Here is a 13,551-nt window from a genome sequence, read left to right as displayed (position 1 = left end):
GGGGCCAATTGCGTCGAACGTCTTAAAGCTTGCCGAGCTTATCCAGGCGCGTTACCATCGCTTCGCCGATCCGGCACCTCATTGAAACTTGCGAGACTCTCGACACGAATAACTGAGGTACTCCAATGGGAGCCCCTACACGACTACTCCGAACGAGTTGTTTAGCTGTATTGCTTTTAGCTATTACAGCAAATAGCGCGTTCGCAAACGATATAGATGGACAAGAAGGCGTTGCCTCCTACTACAGTGACCGCTTTCAAGGCGCTCTCACTGCCAGCGGAGAAGCCTTTGACCAGCAGGCACTAACGGCCGCTCACCCAAGCCTGCCGTTTGGATCGAAAGTGCTGGTGACCCGCCCTGATACCGGGCAAGAAGTAGAGGTACTGATCAATGATCGCGGTCCGTTTGTTCAAGGACGCATTATTGATCTCTCAAAGCGGGCAGCCCGTGCATTAGGTATGCTGCGCCGTGGTACGGCCCCTGTTATGGTCACGTTGCTGGATTAACGGATAACATACCCGTAAGTGTGTGGTACCCCTTAGCCGCTCAACGCAATTCTAGTCACGCTGTTCGTAATATCGTATAGGGCGCTCTCAACAGAGCGCCCTATTTTTTTGCCAAAAAAAACGACACTGTAAAAAAATAACGAACTTGCAAGCAGGTTAATGATCTCTATGCTGCAAGTACATTGATCCGACATGGCTTTGCAGGAGGCACCCATGCAATCGCGTTATTTTACGCTTACCGACTATCCCAACGGCCTGCCCGAGCGCGAGCTGTTTACTCTAAAAACCCAGGAACTCCCTGAGCTCAATCCGGGCGAAGTGCGCATTCGCAACCGCTGGCTTTCCGTGGATCCCTACATGCGCGGCCGCATGAGCGGTCAGCACACATACGTTGCGCCCTTTCGTCTTGGCCAGCCCATGGAAGGCGGTGCGATTGGTGAAGTGATCGCCTCAAACGATGAGCGCCTGAAAGAGGGCGACATCGTGAGCCACATGGGCGGCTGGCGCGATATTGCACAGATTTCTTCGGCAGGCGTTTATCCACTGCCTGATGCCAAGGTGCCCGAGCAAGCGTACCTTGGAGTGCTGGGCATGCCGGGCATGACGGCCTGGACCGGCCTTAATCTTATTGCCGAATGCCGCCCCGGTGACAACGTTCTGGTAAGTGCGGCAAGCGGTGCCGTTGGCTCATTGGTAGTTCAACTGGCCAAGGCTAAAGGTTGTCATGTAGTGGGCATTGCCGGCGCCGCACATAAGCTCGCCTGGCTTGAATCGCTGGGCGTGGAGCCGGTTACCTATAAGGATCGGGGCGCCCAAGAGCTCAGCGACGCTATACAGCTTGCAAGCCCGGAAGGCATCGATGTGTATTACGAAAATGTCGGCGGCATTTGCCTGGAAGCGGCGTTAAGCCAGCTAAATGAAGGCGCTCGCATTGCCGTGTGCGGCATGATCGATACCTATAATGCTGAAAAACCCACGCCGGGGCCCAGCAATCTGTCGCAGATGGTTGTGCGTAAAGCCAGGATGCAAGGGTTCATCGTGGCAGATCACTGGGAGCATTACCCCGAGTTTCTTAAAGAAGTGGCACCGCAGGTAGCCGCAGGCGATATCGATTATAAAGAGACGGTTAAAGAGGGTCTGGAACAGACACCCGATGCGTTTCTGGAACTGTTCCAAGGCGGCAATACAGGCAAGATGCTGGTTAAATTGACAGATTAATACCGCTGTTTCTAAGCGTACGCTGCTTGAGTAATGTGCAGGGCCGCCCTCTTGAGGGACGGCCCTGTTTTTTTTGGCCAAGATTAATTCTCAAATCAGTTCGACCAAAAGCGAATTGATAATTAAAATAACCGTCAAGCCAATGTGTTTTAACCCATCGTTTGCACCGACTGATGGGTTAGCGCACGTTGCCAGCGGTTAGCTGGCGCCATCGCCTGCTAACCCTTAATACGTTGCTAACAGGGGAACTCTCATGGATGAAAACAAGCGAACTCGCGGTAAATGGCCTGCCTTGCTGCTAGGTCTTTTGCTTATTGTTGCTGGCTTGGCACTCGCCATCGGCGGCGGCAAGCTGCTTAGCTTAGGCGGCAGCGCCTATTACCTGATTGCCGGCATTGGCATTGCGGCTAGCGGCATGCTGCTTGCCATGCGCCGCGGCGCTGCGCTTTGGCTTTACGCCCTGATTTTAATTGCCACACTGCTTTGGGCATTGTGGGAAGTCGGTTTGGATTGGTGGCAACTGGTGCCTCGGGTCGCCATTCTTGCCCTCATCGGCATTATCATGCTGCTGCCCTGGTGGCGCAAACCGCTCCACTCACGCGGCGGAAGTCTTGCGCTGACGGCCAGCATTGCCGCCGCCATCGTGGTGGCCATTGCCAGTTTGATGGATGACCCGGCCCAGATAGAGGGCACCCTCGCAGAGAACCGCACAAGTGGCGATGTGAACCCGGCCCAGGTAGCCGGTGACGACTGGCCTGCCTATGGCGGCACCAATGCAGGCACGCACTACTCCTCGCTTAGCCAGATTACCCCAGACAATATCGGTGAACTCGAAGAAGTATGGCGTATTCAAACCGGCGATGAGCCCGGCTCCAACGCTCCGCCTGAAATCACTAACCAGAATACGCCGCTGAAGGTTAACGACAGCCTGTATATCTGCACATCACACAGCCGCGCCATGGCGCTTTCCCCGGAAACCGGTGAAACGATCTGGGAATTCGACCCACAAATCAGCACCCAGGGCGCCGACGACTTCTCCGGCTGGGCGCACATGACCTGCCGCGGCCTGGCCTATTATGATGCAGCCAACTACGCCACCAGTGGTGAAAGCGCCGACGCTGCCATTGACACAGATACTACCGACGAGCTTTCCGCGCTGTTTGCCGACAGCGATGCTTTTGACATCGATGTTTCGCTGCTGGGTGGCTTTGAAACCACCGCTGCGAATGAGGGTGAAAATGCTCCCTCGGCGATCATCAGCCAGACTGACGTCATGTGTCCGCGTCGCCTTTACCTGCCTACCGCCGATGCCCGCCTGATCGCGCTTAATGCGGATACCGGCGAACGCTGCGAAGGGTTTGGTGAAAACGGTGAGGTGGAGCTAACGCGCAATATCGGCGGTTTTGATCCGGGCGGCTACTACTCCACCTCGCCTGCCACCGTGACTGAAAACCTGGTAATTCTAGGTGGTCACGTCACCGATAACAGCTCAACCGATGAGCCGTCTGGCGTTATCCGTGCCTTTGACGTACGCACCGGCGAGCTGGTCTGGAACTGGGATAGCGGTAACCCGGATGACACCACGCCTATCGAAGACGGGGAAACCTATACCCGCAACTCGCCTAATGTCTGGCCGCCGATCAGCGTTGATGAAGAGCTAGGCCTGGTTTATCTGCCCATGGGTAACGCCACGCCCGACCAGTACGGCGCGGATCGTACCGAAAACGATGAAACCTATAGTGCGGGCTTGGTCGCGCTTGAGCTCGAAACAGGCCAGGTGGCTTGGGTCTATCAGTTTGTTCATCACGACCTTTGGGATATGGATATGCCAGCCCAGCCCGTGCTGATTGACCTGGCAACCGATGAAGGCACCCAGCCTGCGGTGATTCAGCCGACCAAGCAAGGCAGCCTGTATGTCCTCAACCGTGAAACCGGTGAAGCCATTGTCCCGATTGAAGAAATCCCCGTTCCTCAAGGCGCAGTAGAGGGTGACTGGACGGCAGAAACACAGCCACGCTCAGCGCTGAACCTATTGCCACCGCCGCTTACCGAGCGCGATATGTGGGGCGCATCGCCCTTTGATCAGATGATGTGCCGTATTCAGTTCAATTCATTGCGCTATGAAGGCCAGTACACGCCGCCGTCGCTGGAAGGCAGCATTATTTACCCGGGTAACGTCGGCGTAATGAACTGGGGCGGCGTCGCGGTCGATCCTGAACGTCAGGCACTGTTCACCGGCGCCAAGTACCTCGCCTTTGTTTCACGTTTGATTCCGCGTGACGAAGTGGAAGAGGGCCAGGGCTCGGCCAGCGAACAGGGCCTTCAGCCCAACGCCGGCGCACCTTATGCTGTTGAGCTAGGCCCGCTGCTGTCGATTTTTGATCTGCCCTGCCAATCACCGTCTTGGGGCGATGTAACGGGTATCGATCTGCAAAGTGCGGAAGTCGTCTGGAAACATCGTAACGGCACCACCCGCGACAGCATGCCCCTTGGCTTGCCGATTGGCCTGCCCGTGGGTGTTCCGGCACTCGGCGGCCCGCTGACCACCGCAGGCGGTGTTACCTTTATGTCGGGCACGCTGGATCAGTACCTGCGGGGTTACGATATCACCACCGGTGAAGAGCTTTATAAAGCTCGCCTGCCTGCAGGTGGCCAGGCCACGCCCATGACCTATACCGGCGCCGATGGCCGTCAGTACGTTGTGGTAACGGCCGGTGGTCACGGAACCTTTGGTACCTTGATGGGTGACTACGTGATCGGTTATGCCTTACCCGAGTAAGGCTTACCGACCGATATAGTCGACCGACACGAAAACGGGCAGACCCAAAGGCTGCCCGTTTTTATTGCCACTTTTATTTTCTGAAAACTATTTTCTGAAAGCTTAAAAGCGTACTTCCAAACCGCCGTAAACACTGCGCCCCGGCGCCGGCTCATAAAAACGCCCAAAGGTGCCGTTCAAGCGCACGTTGGCATAGTGGTCTTCATCAAACAGATTACGCACGCCCACGTAAGCGTTTAACAACGTATCGCCACCCAGTTGCCAGCCATCGCCTACCCGCAGGTTGACCAGCCAATAGCTGTCAATCTCCGTTTCATTGGCATTGTCGGCCACCATGTCACCCACGTACTGGGTTTCAAGCGTGGCAAAGCGGTGTGACAGCCCCTCCCAAGTTAGCTGATTGACCCAGGTCTGCTCGGGTAAGCCGGGGATGCGATTGCCGTCAAAGCGCTCGCTGGGCGTGGCAAACTCGTCAAACTCATAGCGAGCCAGGGTTAACGCGCTGTTCAAACGCCACTGGTCCGCTAACTGCCAGCCAAGGGAAAGTTCCAGGCCATCGCGGTTGGTATCGCCCGCATTCCGGTAGAAGGTACGCCCACCTTCATCAAAAGGTACCAGCTCATCGCGTACGCGCACCGAGAACAGGGCGAGGTCGTAATCCATGGCCAGCGGCTCGATATATCCCCGCGTACCCACCTCACGATTCCAGGCTTTTTGCGGCTCAATGGACGGGTTGAACCCACCGCCAGCCGGGTTGGCGAACTCGGAGAACGTCGGCGTTTCAAACGCAGTGCCGGTGTTGATATACACCTGATGCTGAGGGCGATAGCGATAGCTTAGCCCGGCGGAGCCGCTCCACTCATTAAAGGTACGCTCGCCGCTTTGATCACCATCGGCCAAGTACCGATCATCCACATCCAGATCAACACGATCAAAGCGCGCGCCCAGGGAAAGCGTTACTTGCTCGGTGAGTCCCAAATCACCCTGAGCAAATACCCCGGTAGAGGTTGCCGTTTGGGTTTCATCCGCCACCTGCTCACCTACGCCGCCCTGAGCATTGACGTCGCGCCGGAAGCGATCATCGTCCTGACGGGCCACGTCCACCCCCGCCACATAGCTTAACGGCAGCTCGCCCAGGGCGATTTCATGATGATACTCGGCACTCGCGCCCATATAGTCACGCTGGTAGCCGATACGGCTATCGCCCACATAGGGCAGTTGCTGTTCAAAATCACGCCGAGCGATAAAGCCTTTCAGGTAGAACTCACCTGGCCCTGCGGACAAATCCTCGTACTGCAAGCCGATAAGTTGCTGATCGACATTCTGCCCGGCGTCCAGCGCCAGCGAATTCGGCGCGGCCTGATGCCGACCGCTTGCCACTTCACCAGCATTCAGCGCGCCGGGGTCTTCCGAGCGAGGGTTTTCCAGAAGATTCACAATCGCCGTCAGCGCCCGCTCGCTACCCAGCTCGCGACGCAGCTTGGCATTGAGCAGGTATTTCTCGGTTGAGCTTTGATCGCGGTAGCCATCCACATTGAGCGCTGAAAAACTGACGTTGTGCGACCAGTCGCCCTGCGAACCACCGGTTTGCAGGGACGCCTTACGATACCCGTCGCTGCCCGCCTCCACCCGCAGGCGCGTACCCGGGTTTTCGCGCCCATCGGCGGTGGTCACATCGATCACCCCGCCCGCGGCGTTGCCGTAAAGCACCGACGAAGGCCCACGAATGACTTCGATACGCTCGGCGCTATCCAGATCAATCGCGTCCAGCTGCGCCTGACCATCGGGCAAGGTATAGGGAATGCCATCGACCATCACCGTAATCCCACGCACCCCAAACGGGGCGCGGGCACCAAAGCCCCGAATGGCAATCCGCTGGCCCTGGGCAAAGTTGTCGCGATTCTGAATGAAAACGCCGGGCACACCGACCAGCGTTTCATCCAGCCGAACACGCTGCTGGCCCTGGGCGATGGTTTCCTGGTCCACGGTGGAAACCGCCGCCGGCGTTGCGTAAAGCTCACGCGCCAAACGCGGTGCGCTTACTTCAACCGTAGGCAATGCCTGTACCGATGCTGGCTCGTTTTGCGCCCAAAGGGGGCTTGAGACCGCGAGACCCGTCAGCATTAGCGACGGCGGCAACAGTTTATACATGGATTCCCTTCCCTTTTTTTGATAATCGTTTTTTTGATAATCGGTTTTTTGATAATTCGGCGTAACTCTGGATGAACCACAACCTAAACGTTAAGTCTAACTAACGTGGACGCATTCGCTAAGTGTGAACCCTGCGTCTACACTTGCAAGGAGTAACGTATCGATTAAGCAAAGGAGGCTTTATGGCGTTTACTGCAACAGATCCTATCAAGATGATTTTCGCGATTATTTTGCCGCCATTAGGCGTCTTTTTTGAAGTTGGCCTAAAGGGACATTTCTGGCTCAACATCATTTTGACACTGTTTGGTTTTATTCCAGGCGTCATTCACGCGTTTTATGTCATTCTGAAGCATTAGGAACGCTTACCCCGTTACCCACAGCCCGAGCCAATGGCTCGGGCTGTTTCGTTTGGGCGGTATTTAATTACTAGGGGTTGCACGAAAAAACCACTAGGCGAGCGTAAGCCACTTTCTCGTAAAGCCTAGCCTGCGAAAGCTTAGCCTGCGTGGCGGCGCTGATGCAGGACATGAACCTTTTCATCCAGACCGGCGATGGGGCCTTCTACTTCAAGCGCCGGTACTATCTGACCGATAGGCAAGGCCTTGATCGGCGACGGTGCCACCCCCAGAGCCGCCAGCCAGCGTCCTAACTGCTCGGATGAACTGATATAAACGATGCGACCAAGCCCGGCCCATCCGTGAGCGGCCGCGCACATGGGGCAGTGCTCGCCGGTGGTGTAAACCGTTGCGTTGGCACGCGCCTCGGGCGTCATGTGCTGGGCCGCCCAGCGCGCCAGCGTGAACTCGGGGTGCTGAGTGGCATCACCGCTTGCAATGCGGTTGCGGTCTTCCGCTAGAATTTCTCCCTCGGCGCTGACCAGTACACTGCCAAAGGGCTCATCGCCCGCCTCAAGCGCCTCTTCTGCAAGCGCCAGGGCCCGGTTCAGATAGATCTGCTCGTGTGCCTTCATCGCGGATACTCCTGTAGGTTAGCCGCTCACGCCTTGCTGATGACCGTGGCGGAAGTCTCGTCTGTTTCAACAGGCGTCTCGCTGAGCTGCTCACCTTCACTTCGGGCGATCACCGTGGTGCCTACCAAATCGCCGGTCACGTTCAACGCCGTGGCGCCCATGCCTACCAGAGCATCAATGGCGGTCAGCAGCACCACGGTTTCGATGGGCAGCCCCACCTGGGCAAACACCGTGGCGATCATGATGATCCCCGCCCCGGGCACGCCAGCGGTACCTACCGAAACCAGCGTGCCGACCAGCACGATCTGCACCATGCTGACAAAATCGAGCGGCGCGCCGATCACATTGGCGGCGAAAACGGCGGAAATCGCGATGCGAATCGCCGCGCCGTCCATATTGAGAGTGGCTCCCAGCGGCAGGCTGAACCCGTACACGCTGCGCGAAATCCCCAGCCGCCGTGCCGCATTGATGGTCAACGGCAAGGTGCCGGAGCTGCTCTGGGTGGCAAACGCAGTGGCCATGGGCGTGCGCGCTTCACGAAAGAAGGTCCGAAGCTTTACCCCGAACAGGCGCATGATCACGCAGTAGATTAAAAGCTGCAGGGCCAGCGCGATATACAACACCATCACCATATCGCCCAACGACAGCAGCGTTTCCAGGCCCTGCTGGCTGACCGTCTCGGCCACAATGGCGAACACACCGATGGGCACCACGTGCAGCACGCCGGCCATGACCTTGAGCGTGACGTCGTTCAATCCTTCGATTACTTCATACAAGCGCTCGGCACTGCCTGGCTGGGTGGCTTGCTGGCGAAGTTTCAACAGCGCAAACCCGAACACCAGCGCAGTAAAAATGATGCCCAGCAGATTCTGTTCGGCAAAGGCGCCGATAATGTTGCTCGGCACGATACCGAGAACGACATCGACCAGGCCCGGGTTTTCCGGTGCCGTGAAGCTGGCGTTTTCATCCAGCGTCATGCCGCTTCCTGGGCTGAACAGCGAGGCCACACTCAGCCCCACGACAATTGCCAGCGCCGTGGAGACGAGATAGTAGGCAAACACCTTGCCTCCCACGCGCCCTACGCTCCCCTCGCGCGACCGATTGATACCCACCATCAGGGTAAACAGCACGATAGGCACGATAAGAAACGTCAGTAGGCGCAGCAGCAGATCACCCACCGGGCCAAGCCAGGTGGCGACTGCGTCACCGCCAAACAAACCAACGACCAGCCCCAGTAACAGTGCAATCGTGACCCGTAAGATCAACGAAGAACGCATATACCCTTTCAACAGTGCCGTCATGCATTCACCTTTACCAAAAGGGCTCAATAGAGCCCGTCAACTGAAAACGTCACTCTAAGTAGCCGGAGCTAAAATACAACCTCTATATACAACAGAACCATGGAAGCTTGTTTAAAGAAGAGCCAGCTTACGCCGAACCTGAACCCACTGCAGCGCGGCGAAAGGCTTGGAAAAGCAACATAAGTTGACTAGGCTAGAGGCCCTCTCTCTTATTAAAGGTATTCGTCCAATGCGCTATTAATGCCGCCGTCCTGTTTTCGACGGCCACGTTCTCCGTCCCTTATTAAAAGGGGAATGTCAGGCATTGATAGGTACATCCGATGACGAAGACGTTTATCTCGCTCGATCGCGTTTCTTATACGCTACCCCACGGTCGCCTTCTGTTTTCCGAGTTAACGGAAACCTTCGACACCACGCCCACGGGCCTGGTAGGGCGTAACGGCATGGGTAAAACGCTGCTGGCCAGGCTAATGGCGGGCGAAATCGCACCTTCAACGGGGCGCTGCATGAGCACTGGCGAAGTGCGCTATTTATCGCAACGCGTTACCCAAGAAGCCTCCGGCACGCTAGCCGACCTGGCAGGCGTAGGCACCACTTTAGCAGCACTTGCCCGTATTGAGGCGGGCAGCCCACATCCAGACGACTTTGATGCGCTGGGTGATCGTTGGGATATCCGCCAGACCTTACAGCGAGAGCTAGAGCACAGTGGCCTTGCACACCTTGACGCGACAGCCCCGGCCGCGACATTGAGCGGCGGCCAAGCCATGCGCGTTGCCCTGATCGGCGTGCTGTTATCCAGGGCGGACTTTCTTATTCTGGATGAGCCCAGTAATCACCTGGACGGCCCGAGCAGGGAAGCGCTTATCGAGCAGTTGACCCATTGGCCCAAAGGGCTGCTGGTTGTCAGCCATGACCGACAACTGCTTGCTCACCTGCCGCGTATCGTGGAGCTGTCGCCGCTTGGACTACGCAGTTACGGCGGTAATTATTCCTTTTACGCCGAACAAAAGGCGAGTGAACAGGCAGCGGCTCAAACGAACCTTGAACACCATCAAAAAGACAAAAAACGTGCAGAGCGCGCACTGAATCAGCAGCAGGAACGTCAGGAAAGGCGTCAGGCACGTGGCAACCGCCAGCGGCGCGATGCCAATCAGGCAAAAATCCTGCTGGATCGCCAAAAGGCGCGCAGCGAACTTTCCGTCGGCCGCCTCGCCCGCCAGCAGGCAGAAACACACAGCCAGCACCTAAGCGCTATCCAGCAAGCGCGGGAGCAGCTTGCTGAAGATGCTAATATCGCGCTACATGACATTGCCGTGCAGCCTGCCAAGCGGATGATTGCTGAACTAACCGATATCACGCTTTCTTACGTTGCAGGAAAGCTTAACCTCAGCCTGCAAGGACAGCAGCGTTTAGGCATTGTTGGTTCCAACGGCTCGGGTAAATCCACACTGCTTAAACTCCTGGCGGGGCAACTTCTACCCCAAACAGGCGAAAGCCGTATTCATGTCAAAAGCGCCTATCTCGATCAACACCTGGCCCAACTGGATAAAACCCAGAGCGCTATAGAGCAGTTAAAAGCGGCCAACCGAGCGGCACCTGTCAGCCTGCTGCGAACCCGGCTGGTACACCTTGGGCTTACGGCTGAGAAAATTAGCGTTGCCTGCGCAAAGCTAAGCGGCGGTGAACAGCTCAAGGTAGCGCTGGCGTGCGCGCTTTATGCCGACCCGCCCGCGCAGCTATTGCTGCTGGATGAACCCAGCAACCACCTCGACCTGCCCTCGCTACAGGCACTCGAAAGTATGCTGAGAGGCTACCCTGGCGCGCTGGTAGTGGTCTCTCATGACCAGGATTTCTTACGCCACCTGGCACTGACCGATTATCTGCGCGCCACATCAGACGGCTGGGTACTGGAGCCAGCCACGAACCGCTAATCATGCCACTGGCGTTTGGCCTTCCTGAAGCCAGTGGTCAAACGCCTCGTCTTGAACGGTGTCGCGAGCGGCGTAGTAGACCAGCCGTAGATGGCGGTCTTCATCGACGATCAGCGAGGTATGTTCAAAATCGATCGCTCCTAACGGCTTTAGATGAAAATGGCGAATGCCATGACAAGGCCCGTGGATATCCTGCCCTGCCCACCACGCTTTAAAATCCGGATCCACTTTCACCAAGGTCTTGATCAGTTGATTGATTGCCGGGTCTTCAGGCGCACGGGCCGCATCACGTTTGAAGCTGGCAAGCAGTTGCCGTGCCTGCGCTTTCCAGGGGTCGAAAAGAGCGCGCGTAGCCGTATCCATAAACAGTAGCCATAGCAGGTTACGCTGCTCCGGAGGATGCTCGGAGAAGCCAAACAGACGAGCTGCGGCGTGGTTCCAGGCCAGCACATCCCAACGTAAATTCAACACGTACGCAGGCCGCGTGGGCAAGTCGTTCATCAGGCGATGTACCAGCGGCGGTACACTGCACCAGGTTTTCCCCGGTTCAGCGGGAAGACGCTGATGCGCCAGTAAAAAAAGATGACGTCGCTCAATGGCATCGAGCTTTAGCGTGCGCGCAAGACGGTCGAGAAAATCCGCCGAGGCGCGAATATCTCGACCCTGCTCCAGCCAGGTGTACCAGGTCAAGCCTACCCCTGCGAGTGCTGCCACCTCCTCACGGCGTAACCCCGGCGTGCGGCGCCGCTTGCCCACGGGCAAGCCAACCTCTTCCGGTGTTACCTGCTCACGTCGGCTGCGTAAAAACTCCCCTAGCTCTGTGCGGGTGCGTTTTAACGAACGTTCCAGCGCCATCTTATTGCCTTTAGTAATAGTATAAATAGTTAAATTGTACCCCCTTTAAAGCCTCTCCAGAATAGCGCCTTCACCACTTGGTAGCGGTCAGCAACACACGCTAACAAGTACATAATGAGCCTGACTGGAGAGCCTGATGGCGTTTTCTTCTCGACTATCGATTTATCTTATTGCCTTGGGCGCCTTTTCATTAGGTATGGCGTCCTATGTCACCGCAGGGCTTATTCCCCTGATCACCTCTGCATTTCTAGTCTCGGATGCGATGGCGGCACAGTTAGTGACGGCGTTTACGCTGGCATATGGCCTGATTTCGCCCATCGCAGTTGCGCTGCTCCCAGGCAATCAGCAGCGAACGGGGTTAATTATCGCGCTAGCACTTTTCGTTGTGGCGAATGTGGCAAGTGCGCTGGCCGCAAGCTTTGCAATGCTAGTGGCTTGGCGAGCGCTGGCGGGCGTGGGAGCCGGGGTTTATCTGGCATTGGGAATTGCGGCCTCAGCGACGCTGGCGCCTGAAGCGCAGCGCGGCAAAGCCATCGCGGTCATTATGGGCGGCATGGCAAGCGGCACGGTACTTGGCGTGCCGCTTAGTCTGTTACTCGCCGAGCAACTGGGCTGGACATCAGCCATGTGGCTGATTGCACTGCTCGGCGCGACTTCCCTGGCAGGCCTTTACCTTAAGCTACCCGACATTCCCGCTGCGCCTTATGTTTCACTGTGGCGCAAGCTGCCTATTTTGAAGCACCCCGCCACGCTGACCATTTTGGCCGTCTCGCTCTTGGGTGCCATAGCAAGCCTTGGCATGTATACCTTTATTGCTCCGTTTATGGCGGCATCCCCTTCCGGCGAAACCGCGTCTATCGCGCTCTACCTATGGGTTTGGGGCGTCGGCGGGATTCTGGGCAGCTTTTTAATTGGCCCGATTGTGGATAAAAGCCAAGGCTCCAGGGTTGTGCTGGTGATTATGCTGTTATTGGCAGTTTCTCTGATTAGCCTGCCAGTCGCCGCCTCCCTGCACCCATGGCTTGCGCTTGTGCCTATCAGCTTATGGGGAGCCGTTGGCTGGGCGTTACAGGTACCGCAAAATAATGCGCTAATGCGCGTTCGCCAACAGCATGGCGATGGTAATCTCGCGGTGGCGCTGAATGAATCAGCCCTATACCTGGGTAGCGCTATTGGGGCGGCAGCTGGTGGGCTTATGCTTTCCAGCGCGCTACCTGTCTGGATACTTGCTGTAAGCGCCAGTGCGCTAGCAGCCGCTGGGGCACTAGTGCAGCTCACCATGGGCCCGCGGAGTCATTAAGCAATTAGTATTAAATACTTAGCGCACGGCAAGCCGTCAGCGGATAAGAAAGAAGGAAATATTGCCTCGGCCTGGAAAATAAATACAAAAAGCCTTTGACGCGCGACGCCAATCGTGACACTGTAGCGTCAGTTGGTTAGCAAGCAGCATGGTTTCAGAAGTGTACGATCTTTTTCGGCAAGCCTGATATTGTATTCCTTGTTTCACCCGCTACTTAATCTGGGTAATACCAGGAACATCATTACAGCGCATATGCGCGAAAGGATTTAATCATGGCAACTGGCACAGTTAAATGGTTCAACGACACTAAAGGCTTCGGTTTCATCGCTCCTTCTGACGGCAGCGACGACCTGTTTGCACACTTCTCCGAAATTCAGTCTGACGGCTTCAAAACCCTTCAAGAAGGCGCTAGCGTTTCTTTTGACGTTACCCAGGGTAAAAAAGGCCTTCAGGCTTCTAACATCAAGCAAACTTCTTAATATTTATTATTAAGTGTTTGTTCAGACCTTAGGGTCTGACTGACAAGGCCCGCTTCGGCGG

General features: G+C 56.4%; 11 protein-coding genes. 7 read left to right on the top strand and 4 right to left on the bottom strand.

Annotated elements, in window-relative coordinates; all coding sequences use genetic code 11:
- Positions 1-125 precede the first annotated feature (125 nt).
- From INT20_RS04965 to INT20_RS04955, 3 genes are all read left to right on the top strand, one after another.
- Positions 126-506 carry a septal ring lytic transglycosylase RlpA family protein gene (locus INT20_RS04965; RefSeq protein ID WP_192537542.1) on the top strand — a complete coding sequence of 127 codons (381 nt, stop codon included), beginning with the start codon at positions 126-128 and terminating at the stop codon, positions 504-506.
- 213 nt (positions 507-719) lie between these two features.
- Positions 720-1,724: an NADP-dependent oxidoreductase gene (locus INT20_RS04960; protein ID WP_018917924.1), complete on the top strand. Its 1,005-nt coding sequence runs from the start codon at positions 720-722 to the stop codon at positions 1,722-1,724.
- Positions 1,725-1,977: 253 nt separating this feature from the next.
- Positions 1,978-4,503: a glucose/quinate/shikimate family membrane-bound PQQ-dependent dehydrogenase gene (locus INT20_RS04955; RefSeq protein WP_192537543.1), complete on the top strand. Its 2,526-nt coding sequence runs from the start codon at positions 1,978-1,980 to the stop codon at positions 4,501-4,503.
- A 102-nt stretch (positions 4,504-4,605) separates the two neighbouring features.
- On the opposite strand, the gene INT20_RS04950 is transcribed toward INT20_RS04955, so the two are convergent.
- On the bottom strand, positions 4,606-6,654 hold the full coding sequence (locus INT20_RS04950) for a TonB-dependent receptor family protein (protein ID WP_192537544.1): 2,049 nt from the start codon (positions 6,652-6,654) through the stop codon (positions 4,606-4,608).
- Between the two features lie 182 nt (positions 6,655-6,836).
- Here INT20_RS04950 and INT20_RS04945 point away from each other — a divergent pair, with 182 nt between their 5' ends.
- Positions 6,837-7,010, top strand: a complete 174-nt coding sequence (locus INT20_RS04945; protein WP_192537545.1) for a YqaE/Pmp3 family membrane protein — start codon at positions 6,837-6,839, stop codon at positions 7,008-7,010.
- A gap of 140 nt (positions 7,011-7,150) precedes the next feature.
- On the opposite strand, the gene INT20_RS04940 is transcribed toward INT20_RS04945, so the two are convergent.
- A complete protein-coding gene (locus INT20_RS04940; RefSeq protein WP_192537546.1) occupies positions 7,151-7,624 on the bottom strand; it encodes a nucleoside deaminase in 474 nt (157 codons plus the stop codon).
- Positions 7,625-7,650: 26 nt separating this feature from the next.
- The gene (locus INT20_RS04935) at positions 7,651-8,925 is read right to left on the bottom strand and encodes a dicarboxylate/amino acid:cation symporter (RefSeq protein ID WP_192537547.1); all 1,275 of its coding nucleotides are present in this window, start codon (positions 8,923-8,925) and stop codon (positions 7,651-7,653) included.
- A gap of 320 nt (positions 8,926-9,245) precedes the next feature.
- Between INT20_RS04935 and INT20_RS04930 the strand changes: the two genes are divergently transcribed.
- Positions 9,246-10,856 (top strand): ABC-F family ATP-binding cassette domain-containing protein, encoded by a 1,611-nt coding sequence (locus tag INT20_RS04930; RefSeq protein WP_192537548.1) that lies wholly within the window; start codon positions 9,246-9,248, stop codon positions 10,854-10,856.
- Here INT20_RS04930 and INT20_RS04925 read toward each other — a convergent pair whose 3' ends face one another.
- Complete coding sequence (locus tag INT20_RS04925; RefSeq protein ID WP_192537549.1) at positions 10,857-11,711, bottom strand: helix-turn-helix transcriptional regulator; 855 nt, start codon at positions 11,709-11,711, stop codon at positions 10,857-10,859.
- Between the two features lie 136 nt (positions 11,712-11,847).
- Between INT20_RS04925 and INT20_RS04920 the strand changes: the two genes are divergently transcribed.
- Together INT20_RS04920 and INT20_RS04915 are read left to right on the top strand one after the other, a co-directional pair.
- The gene (locus tag INT20_RS04920; protein WP_192537550.1) at positions 11,848-13,011 is read left to right on the top strand and encodes an MFS transporter; all 1,164 of its coding nucleotides are present in this window, start codon (positions 11,848-11,850) and stop codon (positions 13,009-13,011) included.
- Positions 13,012-13,283: 272 nt separating this feature from the next.
- Positions 13,284-13,490, top strand: coding sequence for a cold-shock protein (locus tag INT20_RS04915; RefSeq protein WP_018917934.1), 207 nt, complete (start codon positions 13,284-13,286; stop codon positions 13,488-13,490).
- Positions 13,491-13,551: the final 61 nt, after the last annotated feature.

This window comes from Halomonas citrativorans (assembly GCF_014898005.1).
Taxonomy (GTDB): Bacteria; Pseudomonadota; Gammaproteobacteria; order Pseudomonadales; family Halomonadaceae; genus Vreelandella; species Vreelandella citrativorans.
The sequence above is the reverse complement of the archived record's forward strand: the minus strand, read 5'-3'. Positions and strand labels throughout refer to the sequence as shown.